The sequence below is a fragment of the Streptomyces sp. IBSBF 2435 genome, assembly GCF_036815005.1.
Taxonomy (GTDB): domain Bacteria; phylum Actinomycetota; class Actinomycetes; order Streptomycetales; family Streptomycetaceae; genus Actinacidiphila.
The window spans coordinates 1-22,252 of sequence record NZ_JAJSYW010000114.1 but is presented as its reverse complement, the minus strand read 5'-3'; the positions used below and the strand labels follow the sequence as shown (position 1 = coordinate 22,252).

Annotated in this window: 13 protein-coding genes; 4 read left to right on the top strand and 9 right to left on the bottom strand. The window is 69.2% G+C overall.

The window, feature by feature from the left end; all coding sequences use genetic code 11:
* Positions 1-783 precede the first annotated feature (783 nt).
* Positions 784-1,968: a GH12 family glycosyl hydrolase domain-containing protein gene (locus V7E46_RS21540; RefSeq protein WP_443054289.1), complete on the top strand. Its 1,185-nt coding sequence runs from the start codon at positions 784-786 to the stop codon at positions 1,966-1,968.
* 88 nt (positions 1,969-2,056) lie between these two features.
* Here V7E46_RS21540 and V7E46_RS21535 read toward each other — a convergent pair whose 3' ends face one another.
* The 4 genes from V7E46_RS21535 to V7E46_RS21520 form a co-directional block, all read right to left on the bottom strand.
* Complete coding sequence (locus tag V7E46_RS21535) at positions 2,057-3,094, bottom strand: ABC transporter permease (RefSeq protein WP_333769944.1); 1,038 nt, start codon at positions 3,092-3,094, stop codon at positions 2,057-2,059.
* On the bottom strand, positions 3,087-4,595 hold the full coding sequence (locus tag V7E46_RS21530) for a sugar ABC transporter ATP-binding protein (RefSeq protein ID WP_333769943.1): 1,509 nt from the start codon (positions 4,593-4,595) through the stop codon (positions 3,087-3,089). Before V7E46_RS21530 ends, V7E46_RS21535 begins: the two co-directional genes overlap by 8 nt.
* Before the next feature lie 20 nt (positions 4,596-4,615).
* On the bottom strand, positions 4,616-5,671 hold the full coding sequence (locus V7E46_RS21525; protein WP_333769942.1) for a sugar ABC transporter substrate-binding protein: 1,056 nt from the start codon (positions 5,669-5,671) through the stop codon (positions 4,616-4,618).
* 76 nt (positions 5,672-5,747) lie between these two features.
* Positions 5,748-7,052, bottom strand: coding sequence for an L-fuconate dehydratase (locus V7E46_RS21520; protein WP_333769941.1), 1,305 nt, complete (start codon positions 7,050-7,052; stop codon positions 5,748-5,750).
* A gap of 258 nt (positions 7,053-7,310) precedes the next feature.
* Here V7E46_RS21520 and V7E46_RS21515 point away from each other — a divergent pair, with 258 nt between their 5' ends.
* Positions 7,311-8,018, top strand: coding sequence for a FadR/GntR family transcriptional regulator (locus V7E46_RS21515; protein WP_333769940.1), 708 nt, complete (start codon positions 7,311-7,313; stop codon positions 8,016-8,018).
* Positions 8,019-8,089: 71 nt separating this feature from the next.
* On the opposite strand, the gene arfA is transcribed toward V7E46_RS21515, so the two are convergent.
* The 5 genes from arfA to V7E46_RS21490 all read right to left on the bottom strand — a co-directional run bounded on the left by arfA (position 8,090) and on the right by V7E46_RS21490 (position 17,018).
* Positions 8,090-9,589 carry an arabinosylfuranosidase ArfA gene (gene arfA / locus V7E46_RS21510; protein ID WP_333769939.1) on the bottom strand — a complete coding sequence of 500 codons (1,500 nt, stop codon included), beginning with the start codon at positions 9,587-9,589 and terminating at the stop codon, positions 8,090-8,092.
* Positions 9,590-9,705: 116 nt separating this feature from the next.
* Positions 9,706-10,608 carry a carbohydrate ABC transporter permease gene (locus tag V7E46_RS21505; protein ID WP_333769938.1) on the bottom strand — a complete coding sequence of 301 codons (903 nt, stop codon included), beginning with the start codon at positions 10,606-10,608 and terminating at the stop codon, positions 9,706-9,708.
* Positions 10,608-11,498 carry a carbohydrate ABC transporter permease gene (locus V7E46_RS21500; protein ID WP_333769937.1) on the bottom strand — a complete coding sequence of 297 codons (891 nt, stop codon included), beginning with the start codon at positions 11,496-11,498 and terminating at the stop codon, positions 10,608-10,610. Before V7E46_RS21500 ends, V7E46_RS21505 begins: the two co-directional genes overlap by 1 nt.
* A 137-nt stretch (positions 11,499-11,635) precedes the next feature.
* On the bottom strand, positions 11,636-12,949 hold the full coding sequence (locus tag V7E46_RS21495; protein ID WP_333769936.1) for an ABC transporter substrate-binding protein: 1,314 nt from the start codon (positions 12,947-12,949) through the stop codon (positions 11,636-11,638).
* A gap of 1,027 nt (positions 12,950-13,976) precedes the next feature.
* Positions 13,977-17,018 (bottom strand): AMP-binding protein, encoded by a 3,042-nt coding sequence (locus tag V7E46_RS21490; RefSeq protein ID WP_333769935.1) that lies wholly within the window; start codon positions 17,016-17,018, stop codon positions 13,977-13,979.
* 1,255 nt (positions 17,019-18,273) lie between these two features.
* Here V7E46_RS21490 and V7E46_RS21485 point away from each other — a divergent pair.
* Together V7E46_RS21485 and V7E46_RS21480 are read left to right on the top strand one after the other, a co-directional pair.
* The gene (locus V7E46_RS21485) at positions 18,274-20,856 is read left to right on the top strand and encodes a glycoside hydrolase family 9 protein (protein ID WP_333769945.1); all 2,583 of its coding nucleotides are present in this window, start codon (positions 18,274-18,276) and stop codon (positions 20,854-20,856) included.
* A gap of 61 nt (positions 20,857-20,917) precedes the next feature.
* On the top strand, positions 20,918-22,012 hold the full coding sequence (locus tag V7E46_RS21480) for a glycoside hydrolase family 53 protein (RefSeq protein ID WP_333769934.1): 1,095 nt from the start codon (positions 20,918-20,920) through the stop codon (positions 22,010-22,012).
* Positions 22,013-22,252 lie beyond the last annotated feature (240 nt).

Genomic DNA, 22,252 nt, shown 5'->3' with positions numbered 1-22,252 from the left:
CGCCGAGGTGCCGAGCTTGCCCGCCGGCACCGCCGTACCGAAATACCGGCCCGACTGCGCAGCAGCCGACCCCAGCGAACCCGCCGCCGCAGCATGAGGCGCCGAAGTCGCCAGGGCGACGACGGCCAGCGAGGCGCTGACCGCCACTCCGGTGGCCGCCGCCACGGCTTTTTTGTGGATGTTTCGATGTCCGGTGAGCCAAGACATGTCGATGGGTGCTCCTAACGGTGGGGGGACAGGGCATCGGCCGGACGGCCGGGTGCCCTGGTGCCATCTGCGCCCTGCTTGCCCCGGGCGGGGTGGGTGAGCGCTAACAATCTGCGTGCCTCCGCGAGGGCGGGAAGGGCGAAACTTTCGAGATTCCCACGATCGATTCGCGGCACCATAGGACGCCCACCGGAACACGTCAAGACATCTCACAGTGGAGCGCCCCCTGGGTAAAGTACCTCCGGGCACGGTTCCCTTGGTGACCCGTGCTGCCACCAGCACCTCGACCAGGGCCGATCGGATCGGGGGCGGTCTTTCCCGCCAACGCCCGGCGGCGGGAGCATCGAAAATTTCGATCTCTCAGCGTTGACGTTTCGCGGATTGCCTGTGCACACTTGCCAACGTCTCGCACACCGGGCAGGGGCGCGCCGCCTGTCGAACCACCGTCGTCTGCGAGGGCCTGCGTTCACGGTCCGCGTCCGAAGCTGTTTGGGAGCGCTCCCACTCCAATCCTGTGGACGGAGCTCCACGCTGCCTGTCCTTCCCTCCACTTCAGTGCGCGTCGAAGGGACAAACATGTCCAGACTCCAGCGAGCCTTCCGGTCGACCCGCAAGGCGATGCTGTCAGCAGCCGTGGCGCTCGGCGTCGCCGTCGGGGGTCTTGCCGCCCTGACCGCCGCTCCTGCCGCTCACGCCGACACACAGATCTGCGACCAGTACGGCTCGACCACGATCCAGGGTCGTTACGTGGTCCAGAACAACCGATGGGGCACCACCGCGACCCAGTGCATCAACGTCACCGGCAGCGGCTTCCAGGTCACCCAGGCCGACGGCACCGCCACCAACGGCGGACCCAAGTCGTACCCGTCGGTCTTCTACGGCTGCCACTACACCAACTGCTCGCCGGGCACCAACCTGCCCGCGCAGCTCAGCGCGATCAGCAGCGCGCCGACGAGCGTCTCGTTCAACTACGTCGGCAACGCCGTCTACGACGCCGCCTACGACATCTGGCTCGACCCGACGGCCAAGAAGGACGGCGTCAACAAGACCGAGATCATGGTCTGGTACAACCAGACCAGTCCCGTCCAGCCCGTCGGCTCCCGCGTGGGTACCGCGAACGTGGCCGGACGCAGCTGGACCGTGTGGACCGGCAACAACGGCTCCAACGACGTGATCTCCTTCGTGGCGCCGTCGGCCATCGGCAGTTGGAACTTCGACGTCAAGGCGTTCGCCAACGAGACGATCAGCCGGGGCCTGGCCCAGAACTCCTGGTACCTCACGAGCGTCCAGGCCGGGTTCGAGCCCTGGCAGAACGGCGCCGGCCTGGCGGTGACGTCCTTCTCGTCGTCGGTGAACATCGGCGGCGGCTCCACTACCGGCGGTACGACCACCGGCGGTACGACCACCGGCGGTACGACGACCGGTGGCACCACCGGCGGGTCCGGTTCGCCGTCCTGCAAGGTGACCGTCACCCCGCAGACCTGGGCGGGCGGATATACGGCCAACGTCACCGTGGCCAACACCGGGTCCACGGCCGCCAACGGCTGGAAGGTCGGCTTCACGCTCCCGTCCGGCCAGTCGATCACCAGTGCGTGGAACGCGACCGTGTCGCCCTCCTCCGGGTCCGTCACCGCGTCCAATCTCTCCTACAACGCCCAGATTCCGGCCGGCGGTACGCAGTCCTTCGGCTTTCAGGGCACATATTCCGGCACCTACGCCCAACCCGCCGGCTTCACCCTCAACGGCACCTCCTGCTCCTGACCTCCGGCCGCGCCGAGGTCCCTTCTCCTCCCGTGGCGCCGTCCCTGATCCGAGGCGGCGCCGCGGGAGGCAAGCCGTCCGGCCCGGGCTACTCCTGGATCTTCCCGCCGGTGACGCGGGACAGGGCCAGGGCGATGAGGATGATGCCGCCGTTGAGGGCGCCGATCCACTGCGCGGGGACACCGCCGAGGGTGAGGACGTTCTGGATGAGGTAGAGCAGCAGGATGCCGGTGAAGGCTCCGAAGACGCTGCCCTTGCCGCCGTTGAGGCTGATGCCGCCGATGACGGCCGCGGCGAAGACGGTGAAGATGTAGCCGTTGCCCTGCGCGGAGGCGACGGAGGCCAGGCGGCCGGAGAGCATGAGGCCGCTGAGGGCTGCCAGGCCGCTCGCGGTGATCATGACGGTCCACAGCACCCGGTCGGTGCGGATGCCGGCCGCCTTGGCCGCGTCGACGTTGCCGCCGACGGCGTACAGCGACCGGCCGAAGCTGGTGAAGCCCAGGACCACGATGCCGATCGCGAAGAGGATCAGGCACACCCAGACCGAGGCCGGCATACCCAGCCATTCGGTGGATCCCAGGTAGAGCATGGAACCGGGCAGGTGGAAGAAGGTCTGGCCGCCGGAGACGCCGGTGAGGACGCCGCGCAGCACGATCAGCATGCCCAGGGTGACGATGAAGCCGTTCAGGCCGAAGTCGATGATGAACAGGGCGTTGACCGCGCCGATGGCCAGCCCGACACCGAGCGTCACCGGGACGGCCCAGCCGCCCGGGAGCAGGCCGAGGCCGTGGCCCGCGCCCGAGGGCACGGTGAGCCAGGCGGCGATGCCGGGCGCGAGCCCGACGGTGGATTCCAGTGACAGGTCCATCTTCTTGACGATCAGGACCATCGTCTCCGCCAGGACCAGGACCGCGATCTCCGACATCGTCTGCAGAACGTTGATGATGTTGTCGGTCTGCAGGAAGACGGAGTTGACGAGCTGGCCGACGATGGCGATCACGATGATGGGCGGGATCAGGGCGAGGTCCCGCAGGCGCGCGAAGGCGATCCGCCGCTCGGCCGACACGGCGGGCTTCGAAGGGCCGGTGGAGTCCTTCGGTGTACCCGTGGCCACGGTGTCAGGCATCGAGGTCCACTCCTTCCATGGCGGCCACCAGGTCGTGGTCGTTCCATCCGCGGGGCATTTCGGTGACGATGTGGCCCCGGACCATGACCAGGACCCGGTCGCAGATGCGCAGGTCGTCCAGTTCGTCGGAGGCGAGCAGGACGGCGGTGCCGCCGGCGGCCGTCTCCTCCACCTTGTGCAGCAGGAACTCCTTGGACCGGACGTCGACGCCCGCGGTCGGGCTGATCAGGACCAGGAGTCTCGGGTCGTTGGCGAGGGCACGGGCCATGACCACCTTCTGCTGGTTGCCCCCTGACAGTCTGGCGACAGGCAGGTCGGGGCCGGGTGTCTTGATGGCCAGGTCGTCGATCGCCGCCCGCGCGAGCTCCTCGCGCACCCGCCCGTTGATGAATCCGTAACTGCCCAGGCGCCGGGGGACGGTCAGCGTGCCGTTGTCGGCGATGGACATGTGCGGCACGTACCCCTGGTGGTGCCGGTCCTGGGGGACGAAGCCGACCCCCGCGGCGAGCGCGCCGGGAACGCTGCCGGGCCGGGGACGGACACCGGCGATGTCCACGGTTCCGCTGTCGGCGGCGCGCAGTCCCACGACGGTTTCCGCGACCTCGGTGCGGCCGCTGCCCGCAGCGCCGGCGAGACCGACGATCTCGCCGGCGCCCACCTCGAACGAGACGCCCTGGTAGGTGCCGGGGCTGGTGAGGGACCCGACGGCGAGGGTGCCGTCCGCCCCGGACGGGGGCGGCCGGCGAGACCCGCGGCGGCCGGTAGCCGCCGCGTCGCCCGTCATGGCGGCCACCAGCTCGCCGCGCGGCAGGTCCGCCACGGACGCGGTGAGGACGTGGCGGGCGTCGCGGAAGACCGTCACGGTATCGCAGATGTCGTAGACCTCCTGCAGGTGATGGCTGATGAACAGGAAGGTCACGCCATGCCGCTGGAGGTCCTCGATCCGGGCGAACAGCCGGCTGATGGCCGCACCGTCCAGCTGGGCGGTCGGCTCGTCGAGGACGATGAACCGCGCGCCGAAGGAGAGCGCCCGGACGATCTCGACGAACTGGCGCTGTTCGATGGTCAGTTCGCGGGCCGGGAGGCGCACGTCCACGTCCACCGACCATGTCTCCAGCAGTTCGCGGGACTTGCGCCGGACCTCGCTCCAGCGGACCAGCCCGAGCGGCCCGCGGTCCAGGCGGTGCAGGAACAGGTTCTCCGCGACGGTCACTTCGGGGATGATCGTGGACTTCTGGTAGACGCAGGCGACTCTTCTGCGCCAGGCGTCGCGGTCCGCCAGCCGCGGGGCGGGCCGGCCGTCGAAGGCGACGGTTCCCCGGTCGGGGGCCTGCAGGCCGGTCATGATGGACACCAGGGTGGACTTTCCCGCGCCGTTGCGGCCGACGAGTGCGTGGGTCTGTCCCTGGTGGATCGTGATGTGGGCGTTGTCGAGCGCCACAGTGGAGTCGAACTGCTTGACGATTCCCGACGCCTCGGCGACGGGCGCTGCCGTACCCATGACTGGTGTCGCCTTTCCGGTCAGCCGAGGTGGTTGCCCCACAGGGAGGTGTCCGTGTTCTTGACGCTGGCCACCCCGCCGTACGTGGCGCCGTCAGCCGTCACGAGCGGTGCGGACAGCTGGTCCTCCAGGACCCCCGCGCGGACCTGGATGATGGTGCTGGCGTGGTCGGTCCTGCCCGGCTTGAAGGTCTTCCCGTCCAGGGCGGCCTGGAGGTAGTACAGCGCGTACTTGGCGTACAGGTCGGCCGGCTGGGAGACGGTGGCGTCGATCCTGCCTGCGGCGATGTCGCTGAGTTCCTCCGGGATGCCGTCGTTGGACACGACGAAGACGTGCTTGGGGTCGCCGGGGCTCATGAGCAGTCCCTTCTGCTTGAGGACCTGCAAGGTGCCGGACAGGGCGAAGCTGGACTGCATGTAGACCCCTTTGACGCCGGGGTGGGCGGTCAGGTCCGTCTGCAGCTTCTGCGCCGCGGCGGCGCCGTCCCAGTTGGTCGCCTCCCCGTAGACCTTGATGCCGGGAAAGGCCTGCTTCATGCACGAGTTGAAGGCCTCTGTGCGGTCCCGGCCGTTGATCGAGGACAGGTCGCCCTCCAGCATGACGACAGCCCCCTTGCCGCCGAGCTTGGCGCCGAGGAACTGGCAGGCCTTCCGGCCGTAGGCACGGTTGTCGGCACGGACCACCATGTACACCTTGCCGCTGTCGGGGCGGGTGTCGACGGTGACGACGGGTATCTTCTTGCTCGCCAGCTGGTCGAGCGTCGGGGCGATCGCGGCGGTGTCCTGCGGAGCCATCGCCACGCCCTTGACGCCCTGGCTGATGAAGGTCTGGATGTCGGCGGTGAGCTTGGCCACGTCGTTCTGGGAGTTCGTCGTCTTCAGCGTCATCTTGAGCTGCTTGGCGAACTGCGGCGTGTACTTGATGTACGAGTTCCAGAAGTCGGTGTCGGAGCGGGGGTAGTCCACGCCGACGGCGGACGTGCCGCCGGAGTCGGAGTTGCACGCGGCGAGCACCGGGATCGCCACAGCGGCGAGGACGGCTGCCAGGGCGGTGGTTCTGATGGAGGCTGGCTTCATTGCTGGTCTCCTCGGGGTCTTTTGCGCGTACGGGGCGGACCGGATCAGGTGCGGAGGCGGATGCGGCGCGGGCCGCTCATGCCGCCTTCCGCCTCCACACAGCGCCCTCGGGGAAGCGGTGGGCGGCCGCTGACTGCGCGTGCAACTCGGCACTCAGCCCGGGGGCGGTCGGCGCCAGATAGCGCCCCCGGCGGATGCGCACCGGGTCGGTGAAGTGCTCGTGGAGGTGGTCGACGTACTCGATGACGCGGTTCCGCATGGAGCCGGAGACGGCCACGTAGTCGAACATGGCCAGGTGCTGGACCATCTCGCACAGGCCCAGGCCCCCGGCGTGCGGGCACACCGGGACGCCGAACTTGGCGGCCAGCAGCAGGATCGCGACGTTCTCCGTCACCCCCGCGGTCCTGCTGGCGTCCATCTGCAGGATGTCCAGGGAGCCGGCCTGCAGCAGCTGCTTGAACATCACCTGGTTGTGCGTGTGCTCCCCGGTGGCCACCTTGATCGGTGCGACCGCCTTGCGGACGGCGGCATGGCCGAGGATGTCGTCAGGCGACGTGGGCTCCTCGATCCAGTAGGGGTCGTAGGGAGCCAGCTGCCGCATCCACTCGATCGCCTGCTGCACGCCCCACGCCTGGTTGGCGTCGACCGCGATACGGATGTCCGGTCCGACCGCCTCGCGGGCCAGCCGCATCCGCCGGACATCGTCTTCGGGGTCCGCCCCCACCTTCAGCTTGATCTGGGTGAAGCCCTCGGCGACGGCGGCCTTCGACAGGCGGACCAGTTTCTCGTCGGAGTAGCCCAGCCAGCCCGGCGTGGTGGTGTAGGCGGGGAAGCCCTCGGACATCAGCTGCTCGGCCCGCTCGGCCCGGCCGGGCTCGGCCCGGCGCAGGATGTCCAGAGCCTCCTCGCGGGTCAGTGCCTCCTGTAGATAGCGGAAGTCCACCAGGTCGACCAACTGCTCAGGGGACAGCTCGGCCAGCAGGCGCCAGACCGGCTTGCCCTCCCGGCGGCCGTAGAGGTCCCAGACGGCGTTGACGATCGCCGCCGCGGCCATGTGGATCGCGCCCTTCTCCGGCCCCAGCCACCGCAGTTGGCTGTCGCCGGTCAGGCGGCGCGAGAAGGCACCGAGGTCGCCCAGCACCTCGTCGACCGGCAGGCCTACGACGAGTCGGGCGAGGGACTGGACGGCGGCGACCTCCACCTCGTTGCCCCGGCCCACGGTGAAGGCCAGGCCGTAGCCCGCCGCCCCGCTGCTGGTCCGTACGGTCACGTAGGCACCCGAGTAGTCCGGCTCCGGGTTCATCGCGTCGGATCCGTCCAGGTCGAGCGAGGTGGGGAAGCGGATATCGGCCGTCTCCACGGCGATGATCAGCTCGGCCATGTGCCCTGGCCCTTCCGGATCCCATGGGTACGCGCCCAGGGGCACTGCTGCATCCATGACATGGGATGGATTTATACGGGTCACGCCGACTGCCTGTCTAGAGGATGTCACGGAACACTTGCGATGATGCAGCTAGAGCCGACTGTGGGTGATACGAGGCATGTCGCACGACCGGGGATTATCCATCCCATGTCTGGCCAGACATTGGATGACCCTGCTACCCTCATCCAGCGCCTGCAGGAGAGTGGGGGACCCTCGATGTCACTGACCGACAAAGCCATCGCCCGGATCAGGGAACTCATCCAGTCGGGAGAGCTTCTCCCCGGGGCGAAACTGCCTCCCGAGCAGCAGTTGGCCTCGGACCTCGGGCTTTCCCGCAACCTGATGCGTGAGGCGGTCAAAGCCCTCGTGGTCGCACGGGTTCTGGAAATCCGGCGAGGAGACGGCACCTATGTGACCAGCCTTGAGCCGGCGCTGCTGCTGGAGGGCCTCGGGTCCGCGGTGGAACTGCTGCGCGGCGACACGTTGCTGGAGCTGACCGAGGTCCGCAGACTCTTCGAACCGATCGCCACCGGTCTGGCTGCCGACCGGATCACCGAGGAGGACCTCACCGGGATCAAGTACCACCTGGACGCGATGACGCGCGCGAGCGACGATGTCGAACTGCTCAACAAGCACGACGCCGCGTTCCACCTCGCCGTCATCGCCTCCGCGGGCAACAGCACGCTGACCACACTGCTGGAGGGCATCTCCAGCCGCACGGTACGTGCCCGGGTGTGGCGCGGGCTGGTCGACGACAAGGCCGGCGACCGGACCGTAGCGGAACACCGGGCGATCTACAACGCCCTGGTCGCACGGGACCGGGCCCTTGCCGAGGCCGCGGCCCTGATCCATGTGAGCACGACCGAGCAGTGGCTGCGCGAGCACTTCGACCAGGAGGGCGGCAGCGCCGGCAGCCGTCCGTGACTGCCGGGCCGGAAGGACGGGAAGGGTGAGGACACGCCTGCCGCGGCGGCGGATGTGCTGCGTGCCGTCGCTCAGCCGAGGGCGATCGCCGTCCAGGAGACCGGCGGCAGGTCGATGGTGAGCACTCCGTCGGCAAGTGCCGCGCTGGTGTTGGCGGACGGGGCCACCCGGTTCTGCTCGGCGAGTGTGTTCTTCGCGTAGGCGTCGGAGTCGGCGAGCGTGACCGCCTCGACGACGCGCGAAGAGCCGAGGCCGCGCACGTCGATCGTGACCTGCGCGGCCTCGGCGAGGTCGCGGTTGACGAGGAAGACCGCGGCGCGGTCCCCGTCGACGGTCGCGACGGCGTCGACGACAGCTGCCTCGCCGTGCCGCGCCGTCTCGTACACGGGCGTCTCGATCACGGGCCGTACCACCTCGCCGGACGCGAGCCGGCTGGTGATCGAGAACGGGTAGAAGGTCGTCTGCCGCCAGGCCGGGCCGCCGGGCTCGGTCATGATCGGCGCGATCACGTTGACGAGTTGCGCGAGCGACGCCGAGGTGACGCGGTCGCTGCGCTTGAGGAGCGTCATCAGGAGGTTGCCGACGACGACGGCATCCGCCACCGTGTACGTGTCCTCCAGCTGCCGAGGAGCATGGCGCCACTCGGTGTCGACCTCCTGCGACTCCATATGCTCCTTGAGGTACCAGACGTTCCACTCGTCGAAGGATATGTTGATCTTCTTGTCGGAGCGCTTCTTGAACCCCACGTGGTCGGCGGTCGCGACGACGGTGTCGATGAAGTAGTCCATGTCGGTCGCCGAGGCGAGGAAGGAGCCGAGGTCGCCGTCGTGCTCCTGGTAGTAGGCGTGGCACGAGACGTAGTCGACATGGTCGTATGCGTGCTCCAGCACCGTGCGCTCCCAGTCGCCGAACGTCGGCATGCCGGACCCGGAGGAACCGCAGACGACGAGTTCGAGGTCCTTGTCCGCCATCTTCATCGCGGCGGCGGTGCGGGCGGCGATCTTGCCGTAGTCGTCAGCCGTCATGAAGCCGGTCTGCCAGGGGCCGTCCATCTCGTTGCCGAGACACCACATGCGGACGTTGTGCGGGTCCGGCGTGCCGTTGGCGACGCGAAGGTCCGACAGCGCCGTGCCCGACGGGTGGTTGGTGTACTCGAGCAGGTCCAGTGCGGGCAGGATGCCTCGCGTGGCGACGTTGACCGCCAGCATCAGCTCGGAGCCGGTGAGCTTGAGCCACCTGGCGAACTCGTCGAGGCCGACCTGGTTCGATTCGAGTGCGTGCCACGCAAGGTCGCGGCGCACCGGGCGCTGCTCCCGCGGACCGACCGCGTCCTCCCACCTGAAGCCGGAGACGAAGTTTCCGCCCGGGTAGCGGACGGTCGTGCTGCCGAGCTCCCTGACGAGTCCGACGACGTCCATGCGGAATCCGTCCTCGTTCGCGGTCGGGTGTCCAGGCTCGAAGAGGCCGGTGTAGACGCAGCGGCCGAGGTGTTCGACGAACGAGCCGAAGGTGCGGCGTCGGACAGGAGCGATGAACGCCTGCCGGGTGACCGTGATGTGTGCGCGCGGCAATTCAGTGGTCCTTGTCTGGGGATGGTGCGGGCCGCGCGAAGGCGCCGCCCAGCGGCCTGCCCCTACCGGGGTACGGCACGGGCAGGCTCACAACGGGTGCGTGCTCTGCCGTGATCTCAGCCCTTCACGGCGCCCGTGAGACCGCCGACGATCCGTTTCTCGAAGATGGAGAAGAAGACCAGCGCGGGCAGCATCGCGAGAGAGGTGAACGCGAGGACCTTCGCAGTGTCGGTGGAGTACTGCGAGGAGAACGCCTGGACACCGAGTGGCAGGGTGAAGTTCGCTTGCGAGTTGAGGACGTACAGCGGAAGGACGTAGTTGTTCCAGCTGCCGATGAAAGCGAGGATGGCGACTGTCACCACACCGGGCACCGACAGCGGGATCACCATGCGGACGAAGAAGCCGAGTCGGCTCGTACCGTCGATCGCGGCGGCCTCCTCGATCTCATGGGGTATGGCGCGCAGGAACGGCACCAGGATGATGACAGTCGTCGGCAGGCCGAAGGCGATCTGCGGGACGATCACGCCGAGCAGGTTGTCGATGAGGCCGAGGTCCTTGATGACGATGTAGAGGGGGGTGATCGCGATGACCATCGGGAACATCAGGCCGGCGGCGAACAGCGAGTACATCGCGCCCTTGAGCTTGAAGTCGTAGCGCGCGATCACGAAGCTCACCATCAGGCCGAGGACGACGATGCCGACGGTGCTCGCCAGCGCGACCAGGACGGAGTTCGCGAACTCGCCCCAGAACCTCGTGGACTTCAGGACGTTGACGTAGTTGGCGGTGATCCAGGGGCGCGGCAGGGCGGCAGGGCTCGTGGTGATCTGCGAGTTGGTGCGGAATCCGCCGAGCACGATGTAGATCACCGGAGCGATACAGGCCCCGATGAACAGCAGTGCGACAACGTAGGCGAAGGGGCTTCCCCACTTCTGCGGCGCGTCACGACCGGCCCGGCGACCGCTGCGGCCGTTCGGCCCGGGGGCGGAGGAGAACCGGGACCGTGCAGTGGTCGCGCTCATCAGACGGTTCCCTCCGTGACGGCTCCCCGTAGGTCACGGCGCAGGACGAAGCGCTGGTAGATCAGCGCCACGACGAGCGATATCAGGAACATCACGACCGCGATGGCGCTCCCGTAGCCGTAGTTGCCCGCGTTGCGGCCCTGGGCGAGCATGTAGATCGCCATGGTCGAGGTGCCGGCGGTGCCCGAGACGTACTGGCCCCAGATGATGTAGACGAGGTCGAACAGCTGCAGGGAGCCGATGATCGACAAAAACGCCCAGATGCGGATCGTCGGTCCCAGCAGCGGCAGCGTGATGCGGCGCTGTATCTGCCAGTAGGAGGCGCCGTCGATCTGGGCGGCCTCGAAGAGCTCCCCGGGGATCGACTGGAGGCCGGCGAGCATCAGGATCACCGCGAAGCCGACGTACTTCCACGAGATGATGGCCATCAGCGTCCAGATGGCCAGCTTCGGGTCGGAGAGCCAGTCTGCCTGCAGGGAGCCCAGGCCGATCTGCCGCAGCAGGTCGTTCACGGCGCCGTCGCCCTGGAGCATCAGGCTCCAGCCGGTGCCGACGATGACCTCGGAGATGATGTAGGGCACGAAGATCAGCACCCGGATGATCGAGCGGCCGCGGATCTTCTGGTTGAGCAGGAGCGCGAGGATGATCGCCAGCGGCCCCTGGATGACCAGCGACAGTCCCATGATCATGAAGCTGTGCCTCAGGACCTGCTGGAACGCGGGGTCGGTGAGGATCAGCTTGTAGTTGTTCAGGCCGACCCAGTCGGTGGGTGCTCCGTATCCGTGCCAGCGGTAGAAGCCGTAGTACGCGGCGAGCGCGACCGGAAAGATCACGAAAGCCAGGAACATGAGGATCGCCGGTCCGGACAGGAGGGCGATCTCGAGTCGCATCCTGGCACGCCCGCGGCGGCGTGAAGCCGCCCGCGGCGAGGTCGGGGGCGTGGCAGCGCCCCCGGCCCGAGACGTGCCCTGCGACTGGCGGCCGATGGCCGTGTCAGTACCCAGGGTGTCGCTCATGGGCTACTTACTCAGCCCCTCTCGGCAGCCTTGTTCGTGTCCTTGACGATGTCGGCCGCGGAACCCTTGCCGGCGAGCAGGTTCACGACGGCGGTGTTCATCGCGTTGCCGACGTTCTGGCCGTACTCGGTGTCGAGGAACTGCATGGAATACGCGGCCTTGTTGAAGGCCTGCAGCGCCGAGATGTTGTACGAATCGGTGACGACCGACTGGGCGGCCTTGTTCACCGGGATTGTGACGAAGCCCTTGGCGTAGCCCTCCTGCTGTTCCTTGGTCACCAGGAACTGGAGGAAGCTGAAGGCCTCCTTCGGCGCGTTCTTGGACAGCGAGTATCCGCCGCTGCCGCCCATGATGGCGCTCGGGTCGCCCTGGCCGCCGGCCACGGAGGGGAAGGGGAACCAGCCCAGGTCGGGGAGCGGCTTCTGGTCCGGGGTCAGGGTGCCGATCACCCCCGGGTCCCAGTTGCCCATCAGCTCCATGGCAGCCTTGTGGTTCGCCAGCAGGCCCGCCGAGGACCCGGCGCCCTGCTGCGCGGGGGCCGTCAGGAATCCGTTCTGGAAGGGGCCGATCTTCAGGAAGGAGGACAGGTCGTCACCCGCCTTGGTCCAGCACGGATCGTCGAACTTGAGCGACTTGCCGGCCTCGGTCATGCTGTCCCGGCTGCACTCGCGCAAGGCGAAGTTGTAGTACCAGTGCGCGGCCGGCCAGGCATCCTTGGCACCCACCGCGATCGGCGCGACGTTGATCGCCTTCAGTTTCGCGACATCGGCCGTGAGCTCGTCCATCGTGGTCGGCGTGGCGGTGATGCCGGCCTGCTTGAACAGGTCCTTGCTGTAGTAGATGCCTTCGGGTTCCGTGTCGAGCGGCATCGCGTAGACCTTGCCGTCGATCGAATCGCCTGCGAGGGCGGCCGCGCCGACGTTCGCCTTGTCGGCGTCGGTGAGGTTCAGCGTCTGGAGCTGGCCGGCGTTGACCATGGCCTGCATCTTGCCGCCGCCGCGCTGAAGGAAGACGTCCGGCGCGGAGTTCGAGTTGAGCGCGGTCTGCAGCTTGCCGTCGAGGTCCTCGTTCTGGACGTACTGGATCTTGATCGTGACGTTCGGGTGCTGGGCGTGGTACTCCGCCGCAGCGCTCTTCCAGTACTCCGCGCCGGGGCCGGGCTGCGCGTTCTCCCAGACGGTCACCGCGACCGTGCCACCCGACGAACCGCCGCCGCCGTTGTCGCTGCTGCTGCTGTCGTCGCTGCCGCCGGCGCAAGCGGTGGCAGCAAGCGCGATGCCCAAGCCGATCCCCGCAGCTGTTGCGCTGCGTATCTTTCTCGTCATCGTGGAATCTCCCTGATCTGTCGTCATTGTCGTCACTGGTGGGATTGGTCTGTGCAGCGGCGATGGCCTGGTGGGCACCGAAGGCCTCGTGCACGTACTGATCCGGTCGTCCGGCCCCAGGCTGGTGCAGCGGGCTGGGGGAGCCTCTCAACGAACCGTCGCGCAACGGCAGTTGTCGTGCCGCGGTGTCCAGTGCGCGGTGAGCGACGACCGGCAGCGAAGGCACACGGCGTGTCGTCGCCGAGGAGGAGGTTCGTTCGGTAAGCAGGCGAAGGGCGGCCGTTTGCTCAGGGTGAGCGCAAACGTAGACCGCGCCATGAGCGGAGTGGCGATACGGAGTCCGATTACGCCGAAGGCGGGCACTCTGCACATGCGGCGGGAATCCGGCAGACGGGGATCATCGCATGGTTTGCCTGATGAGCGCTAACATTCAACCTGTTCTCCCGCTGTGGGTCGCCTGGGAATGCGTGCTCGCCTCCCCTTTTGCGCCTCGCAGGCCCCCGATGGGGAGCTGGAAGCTCCCCGCTACCGCCCTGAACTCGCGCTCCGGACCGAAAGTTTCGCGCGCCTTGCGATCGTTTCGGCACCCTAGGTCGAGCCATCGGCACACGTCAATACATCTCACACAAACAGGCCTGGGACCCTGATCGGGTCCCGTGCTACCCGCATGCCTGGTGCGAGCTCCCTTCGGCAAGCAGGCGGTGCGAAAACTTTCGAGTATGGTGCTGACTCATTCGATGAGGTGGTGCGGGCATCCGGCGGCAGCAAGCCGCCGGATGCCGGCACCGCGCAGCGGCCCGCGGTGGGTCAGCAGGCCTTCCGCCGTGTTGGATTGCGTGCGGTCGCAGCACCAGGGGCGCGGACGCCTGACGGTCACAACCGTTCTCTGCGAAGCCGGATGTCTCGCGCAGGTGCCGGAAGCGGCGGCTGATGTCGTCGGCGAGGTCAGGAAGGCCGGCGCGGCGCAAGCCGTCCTCGATGAGGACCGGTGGCCGATGGAGGTGACAGGCCACCGCCACCCGCCCGGTCAACGGGCCGGCCTTTCCGGCGGCGCGGCGGCGGCCAGCGGTTCCCCGCGGCTGCCCGCGTCCTCGAGCGCCGCCTCGACCGCCGCGTCCTCCATGCACCTGGCGAATGCCTCGGCCTGGGCGGGTGAGACGTAGTGCGTGTCGATGCGGATGTCGAACACCAGCCCGCCGTCCGGCGTGTTGTCGGCGTAGACGAAGAACCGCTCGGATGAGGTGTCCTGTCGCCGGGTCCAGGCGAAGGCGGTGTCGTCGCGCGCGGCCCGGAGCTGCTCGGCCGGCTCGTCGGCGGTCACCTGCTGGGCGGCGTCCGGCGTCGGGGCGTGAGCGGTGCGGTCGTTGAAGTACGTCCCGATCACGATGTCCTCGCCGCGCTCGCGGGAGAGCCGGGCGATCAGCGCGTCCAGGTCCTCCGGTTGGTAATAGGCGTACTTCCAGGCGGAGATGCTTGCCTGTCCGGTCAGCTGGACGACCTCGGTGGCGGTGGCTCCCTCGACGTCGAGGGAGCACATGCCCGACTGCGAGACGGGGCACACCACGTCCGAGAGGCCCGGCCGGAACCGGTTGCTGATCACCGGGCGGACCACCACGGGGCTGATGCCGGTGGCCCGGTGCAGGCCGAGCGCGAACAGCGCCAGCAGGACGGCCGGCGTCCCGGCGCCTGTTCGTGCGGCGATCATCGGCAGGGCCTCGGCCAGTACCCGTGAGCGGAACTCGGCCATCCAGTGCCGCGGCGTGCGCGGGTCCGTGGGTCCGGGCAACTGCCGTGCGGACACCGTCCGCAGGATGTTCTCGAAGAACCGCAGTGTCCGCTCGCTCTGCCGCTGCCCGGCGGACGACCGCTGCCAGCGGGCCTGTTCGAGCTGCTGCATACCGGTGGCCGGCGTGGTCTCGCGCGCCCCCACGTCGCGGAGCATGACCGCACCGCCGCGCCCGTCCATCACCAGGTGGTGCAGGATGGTCACCAGCTGCACCGGCCTGCCGTGCTGCCGCACCACCGCCATACGCACCGGCCACGCGTTCGCGTAGTCGAAGGGGGTGCGCCGGTAGTGTGCCTCGACCGCCGCGGCGACCTCGTCCGGGTCGGCGTCCGGGCCGGCGTCGTAGACCTCAAGGGTGATCTTGCCGGTGGCGAAGAGGCGCTGCCGGGGCCGTCCGGTGGCGTCGAAGCGCAGCCGGGTGCGCATGGCGGGGAAGCGGCCCATCAGGTAGCGCAGCTCCTCCGCGATGTCGTCGAGAGTCCTGCCGGCCTCCAGCGGCGCCCGCCCCCCGATCGGCAGCCCGGACTCCTGTCGGCACATCGCGCCCCATATCTCCCACATGCCCCAGGACATCTCACCCACGCCTTCGCCGTCCCCGGCGAAGCCGACGGCCACCTGCTCGGCGAGCGGCGGCGCCGGCGGCCCCTCCGCGGTGCCCGCGTCAGCACCCGCCGTCCGCGCGCGATGCCGCTCGCGCATCACGGACTTGTCCACCGGTCCGGAGACCCGGTCCGCGTCGTCGATCACCACCACCCTGCGCAGCGTCGCCGCGGCGGCGGACGTCAGGGCGGCGCGGACCGCGCCCGTACGGTCGGTCCGCCGGTCGGCGCCCGCGTGCAGCGCGAGCAGGACGTCGGTGACGACCTCGCCGTGGACCCGGTCGGAGACCACCGTGCAGTCGTGCACCTCGGGACACGCGGCGAGGACGCGCTCTTCCGACATCGCCGCGTACAGCCACTCCCCGCCGCCCAGCGGCACCGCGTCCGCCGCCCGGTCGACGTGATAGTAGAGGCCCGCCCCGTCCCGGTACATCAGGTCGCCGGTGAGGTGGTAGCCGCCCCGTCGGCTGCGGTACGTCGCCGCCGAGTCGTTCCAGTGGCCGGGAGCCAGGGTCGGTCCCCGCACGCCCAGGTGGCCGACCTCGCCGACCGGGACCTCCCGGCCCGTCGCCAGGTCGAGCAGCGCCACCTCGGCGAAGCCGTGCGGGACGCCGACGCATCGCCCGTACCGCTCGCTCGTGCGGGTGTGGGTGAGGTGGAAGACGGGGTGGCCCATCTCCGTGGAGCCCATGCCGTCCAGGAAGCTGGAGCCGGCGGTACGGCGGACGCCCTCGCGGGTGACGGCCTCGTGCGAGCCGGCCGCGACCAGCTTGCGGATGTGCGGCTCGGGCGCGCAGCCTCCGGTGCTCCGCCACAGCGACACGGAGTCGAGGTCGTGCGCGGCGAGGTCCATCGCGGCCAACTGTGCCCAGGTGGCGCCGGAGCCGAGGACCGCGCCGGGCCTCCAGCGCTCGATCGCGGCCACCACCGCGGGGCCGTCGTGCGGCGCGGACAGGAACAGGGGGTCGCTGCGCAGGCACAGCGCCGTGTTCAGCGCCTGGACGCCGGCCGCGTGGGCGGAGGGCAGTGCGCTGAGCACGCGCTCTGCGCCCCGGGCAGGCGGAGCCGTCAGCTGGAGCAGCCGCACGGCCGCGAAGAGGCCGGCGTGGGAGTGCACCACGGCCGCGGGCGCCCGGGTGGTGTCCGCGGAGTGGGTGACGGCCACCGGGTCGTCGGCGTGGTGGCGGTAGTGTGCGGGCGCGTCCGCCGGGTCCGCGGTGCCGGTGTCCGCCGCTTCCGCGTGCAGGGCGACGGACTCCATGCCGTAGCCGGCCAGCAGGGCGCGGTGCCCGGGGTCGGTCATCAGTGCCACCGGGCGCAGCCGGCGTACGTACGCGGCGGCTGCGCCGCCCGTCAGGGACCGGTCCATCAGCGCGGGAATCGCCCCGAGCCAGGTCAGGGCCAGGAAGGTCAGCAGACAGTCCGCAGCCCCCGACACGTACACCGCCACCGGGTCGCGCGGGCCGACGCCGTGCGCGTGCCACCACGCCGCCCGGGCGGCGACCCGCTCGCGCAGCTCGCCGAGCGTCAGCGGAAGGCCGGCAGGGCGGCCGTCGACTGCGGTGTCGAAGGCCGCGCCGGGGCCCGCCGGGTCGGCCCCGAGAGCCAACAGCGCGGGAAGCACGTTGCCCGCCCCCAGCTCCGGGTCAGCGGCGAGCCGGGCACGGATGTCCTCGCCGGTCACGGCATTCCTCCTTCGTGTCGACTTGTCGTCATGTCGTGCCGCCTCAAGCGCCGTTCGCTCCTCTCGCCGCCGTCGACGGGCTCGGCCCGTGCGACGCCCCGGGTGCCCGCGAGCAGGCCGACCCGTCCAGGGGGAACCGGGCGCGACTGCTCCCGCTCCTGCCCAGGACGCGTGGAGTCGGCCCTCATCGGCCGACCGCCCCTGGACCCGTCCGCGTTTCCGGCTTTGCCGGTTGCCGATTCACCGGGAACGGCGTACCCCGCGGGAACGCCGGCACGGCGCCGGAACCGGTGAAGCTCTCGTCCCCGACGGTGTTTATCGGTTGGCCGACGTCGGCGGATGGTCTGGATCAATGGGAGGCGGAACTGTCGGCGAGGGTGTGCCGTATTCCCGCTCCGAACTTTCATCGCTGAATTCTGCGATGTCAAGCCCCGCCGTAGGACCGCAAATACCTCATCCATCTCTGCCGTGTCGATCCATCACACGTGCCCCAAATCCCCCGTATTGACGGATTGCGACGGCCGCGGCTAGCATGGCCGGCGATTCGTCAACTGTCGTAACCGAGAAGGGCGTTGGCAGCCCAGAACGACAGCTCCGCACAAGCGCGCTTCTGTCGGGTTATCCCCTGGCCGCCCTCGCGGCCAAGCGACCCCTTTCCATTAGGCCGCCCTCCTGGCCGGTATTTTCCTGCCTCCTGCGGCCAACTTATATCTGCCCATGCTCTTTGTCGTATTCCTGCGCTCCGCAGTCCGTGTTCCGTGTTCCTGCATTTCCACGCGTGCGGCACCTGCGCTTCTGCCGCATTTCGGGGAAGGAGCCGGTCCCACCCTGGAACGAAGTTCCCAGGCGCAGCCGCCTCGGGCCGAGGCGACGGGCGGGCAACGGGCGGCCCCCGTCGTCGGGCAGCGCGTTGAGGGCAATGGGGCCGGCGCCGTACGCGGCGAACGGCACCGTCACCAGCGTCGGCTCCCGCCTGTGCCCGGACGTCACCGGGGCCGCCACCGCCAACGGCGCGCTGCTCGAACTCTGAACCTGCAACGGCGGCAGCAACCGGCAGTGGACCCGCCGGTGGACACGTCGGTCCCCGGGCGCGGCCGGTTCGGCACCTTGACGCTGCCCCCGGCACGCACCACCATGCGTGGGAGCGCTCCCACTGTCTCGTGTCCGCCGGAAGGAACGAACCGTGATCCCCCACTCACCACGCTCCCACGCTCCGAGACGTCCCGGACAGGTCCGGCAGCTCCGCGGCCGCGCACTGGGCGCGCTCGCCGTGGCCGGCCTGCTCTGCGCCGCGCTGGCCGCTCCGGCCGGCGCCGCCGACGAGCCGCCGGAGCAGATCGTCAACGGCGACTTCTCCAACGGAGGCACGGCTCCCTGGTGGTGGACGGCGAACAGCCCGGCCTCCGTCGTGGACGGCAGGCTCTGCGCGGACATCCCGGGGGACACAGCCAATCCGTGGGACGCCATCATCGGGCAGAGCGACCTTCCCCTCATCGCGGGCGAGAGCTACACGCTCAGCTACACCGCGACCGCCTCGGTGCCGGTCACCATCACCACCAACGTGCAGATGGCTGTCGACCCCTACACCACCGAGCTGTCCGAGCACGACCAGATCGGCGACACCTCGGCGCCGATCACCCACACCTTCACCGCCAGGGCGGACAACGACGCCGCCCAGCTCGCCTTCCAGGTCGGCGGCAGCTCCCACGCGTTCACGCTGTGCCTCGACGACATCTCGCTGCGCGGCGGCGCCGAGCCGCCCGTCTACACGCCTGACACCGGTTCCCCGGTCCGGGTGGACCAGGTCGGCTACCTGCCCGGCGGACCGAAGGACGGCACGTTCGTCACCGACGCCGCCGAGCCGCAGAGCTGGACGCTCAGGAATGCCGCGGGGACCGCTGTCGCGACCGGTACCACCGAGCCCGGCGGCACCGACCCGACCTCGGACCAGAACGTCCAGACGTTCGACTTCGGCAGCTACACCACCCCCGGCGACGGCTACACCGTCACCATCGGCGACCAGACCAGCGAGCCGTTCTCCATCGCCGACGACGTCTACTCCGCGCTGCGGACCGACTCCCTCGCCTACTACTACAACCAGCGCAGCGGCATCGCCATCGACGGCTCCATAGCCGGCGCCGCGTACGCCCGACCCGCCGGGCACCTCAACGTCGCCCCCAACACCGGTGACAACGACGTGTCCTGCCAGCCGGGCGTGTGCGACTACACCCTGGACGCGGCGGGCGGCTGGTACGACGCCGGCGACCAGGGCAAGTACGTCGTCAACGGCGGCATCGCGGTCTCCGAGCTGATGAACTCCTACGAGCGCACGCTGACCGCCGAGGGGGCGAACGGCGCGGCGCTGGGCGACGGCAGGCTGAAGGTGCCCGAGACGGGCAACGGCGTGCCCGACATCCTCGACGAGGCCCGCTGGGAACTGGGCTTCCTGATGGAGATGCAGGTCCCCGACGGACAGCCGCTGGCCGGCATGGCCCACCACAAGCTGCACGACCAGGCGTGGACCGGCCTCCCGCAGGCACCGGACAAGGACTCCCAGCCGCGCCTGCTCCACCCGCCGTCCACCGCCGCCACGCTCAACCTGGCCGCGGCAGCCGCCCAGTGCGCCCGGCTGTTCCGGCCCTACGACGCGGCGTTCGCCGATCGCTGCCTGGCAGCCTCGCAGAAGGCGTGGACCGCGGCCGAGGCCCACCCGGCCGTCTACGCCGACCCCAACGACGCCACCGGCGGCGGCGCCTACAGCGACAGCGACGTCACCGACGAATTCTACTGGGCTGCGTCAGAGCTCTTCATCACCACCGGCGACGACTCCTACCGCCAGGCGGTGCTCAGCTCCCCGCTGCATGGCGACACCGCCGCCGTCTTCCCGCCCGACGGGTTCTCCTGGGGCTCCACCGCCGCACTCGGCGCCCTCGACCTCGCGACCGTGCCCAACAAGCTGACCGCAACCCAGCTCGCCACCGTGCGCTCCATGGTGACCGACGCCGCCGACGGTTACGCCGAGGACTCGCAGACCGCGCTCTACGGCCTGCCCTACGCGCCCTCCGGCCAGCACTACGTGTGGGGGTCCAACAGCCAGGTGCTCAACAACGCCGTGGTGCTCGGCGTGGCGGGCGACCTGACCGGCAGCGCCAAGTACCAGGACGCGGTGCTGCACGCCCTGGACTACATCCTGGGCCGCAACCCCTTGAACGAGTCCTACGTCACCGGCTTCGGCGAGCGGAACTCACACAACCAGCACAGCCGCATCTGGGCGCACCAGCTCGACGCCGACCTGCCCAACCCGCCGGCTGGCACCCTGGCCGGAGGCCCGGACAGCCAGTTGGAGGACCCGACCGCGCAGAGCAAGCTGACCGGCTGCGCGCCGGCGATGTGCTACATCGACGACATCGAGTCCTACTCCACCAACGAGAGCGCCATCAACTGGAACGCACCACTGGCCTGGGTCGCCTCCTACGCGGACGACCTCGGCGGCAGCGGCGGCCACGGCGGGGGCAAGGCGGCCTGCCAGGTCACCTACACCTCCTACCGGTGGAGCGCCGGCTTCACCACTGTGGTGTACCTGAAGAACACCGGCACGACGGCTGTCTCCCCCTGGGAACTGAGGTGGTCCTTCGCCGACAACCAGCAGATCACCGACCGCTGGCAGGCTGAGATCACCCAGAGCGGGCACCAGGTCAGCGCCAAGCCGGTCAGCTGGAACGGCTCCCTCGCACCCGGCGCCTCCGTCTACTTCGGCTTCAACGGCACTTCGAGCGGCCAGGTGGCCGATCCGGTGGCGCTGAGCATGAACGGCGGCCGCTGCGACACCGTCACGTGAGGGCCCTCGGCGGGTCACGGAGAGGAGAGCGAAGATGATGACGGACAAACCAGGCAGGATTGTGAAGTCAGCTCTGCTCCTGGCGGCCCTCGTCCTGCCGGTGGCCATACCGGGCACGTCGTCGTCCGCGTCGGCGGCGACCTCGCTCGGCATGCGCGGCGCGGACGTGTCGACCGCCCAGCGGGCACTGGATCTCGGCGCGAAATACTACGACGCGAGCGGCAACGCCCGCGATCCGCTGGACATCCTCAAGGATGCCGGCGTCAACTACGCCCGGCTGCGGGTCTGGAACAACCCGGCCGGCGGCTACAACAACAAGGCGAAGGTGCTGCAGTACGCGAAGACGGTCAAGGCCAAGGGACTGAAACTGCTGGTCGACTTCCACTACTCCGACAGCTGGGCGGACCCGGGGCAGCAGAACAAGCCGGCGGCATGGGAGAGCCACGGCATCGGCCAGCTGCAGACGGACGTCTACAACTACACCTACGACGTCTGCAACAGCCTCAAGGCCCAGGGCACCACGCCGGACAGCGTGCAGATCGGCAACGAGATCAACACGGGGATGCTGTGGAACGACGGCAAGGTGGTGAACAACGACTTCACCAACCTCAGCCTGCTGCTGAAGTCCGGCTACAACGCGACCAAGGCGTGCAGCGGTACCACCCAGGTCGTCATCCACACCGCGGACGCGGACAGCGACGCGCACGCACGCTGGTTCTACGACGGGATCAAGGCGAAGGGTGTCAACTGGGACATCACCGGCCTGTCGTACTACTGCATGTGGCACGGCTCGCTGTCCACCATGGGCGGTGTCGTCTCCGACATGAGGTCCCGCTACGGCAGGGACGTCGTCATCGCCGAGACCGCGTACCCGTTCACCTCGGCGGACGCCGACGGAACCGGCAACTCGGTCACCTCCGGATGTGCGGGATACCCGCTCACCTGGCAGGGCCAGGCAGCCGAGTTCGACGCGGTGCAGAGCACCGCCCGCAGCGCTGGGGCGATCGGCGTCTTCTACTGGGAGCCGACCTGGTACGCGGTCCCGGGCAACGGCTGGGACCCGGCGGATATCAGCCACAGCGGTGACGGCTGGGACAATATGGCCGTCTTCGACTGGACAGGCCATGTCAATCCCGACGTCAGGTGGAGACCGTAGGCGCGTGACGCTCGTCCCGCCGGCCTGAGGTTTCAGGCGAAGCGGCCGATCCTTTGGGCCACACGTCGCAAGCTCCCCATGTGGCTCCCGTCAAATCGACGGATATGGGAGGGGTGCGGGCAGGGTAAGTCGAACACGTATTCGCCTTCGGGGTGCCGATGTACGCTTGGGTACGGCATCCGACCGGCTGTGTACCGTGTGGTCGGCGGCGGGAGATGGTGGAGGCGGGTCGTTGGACGG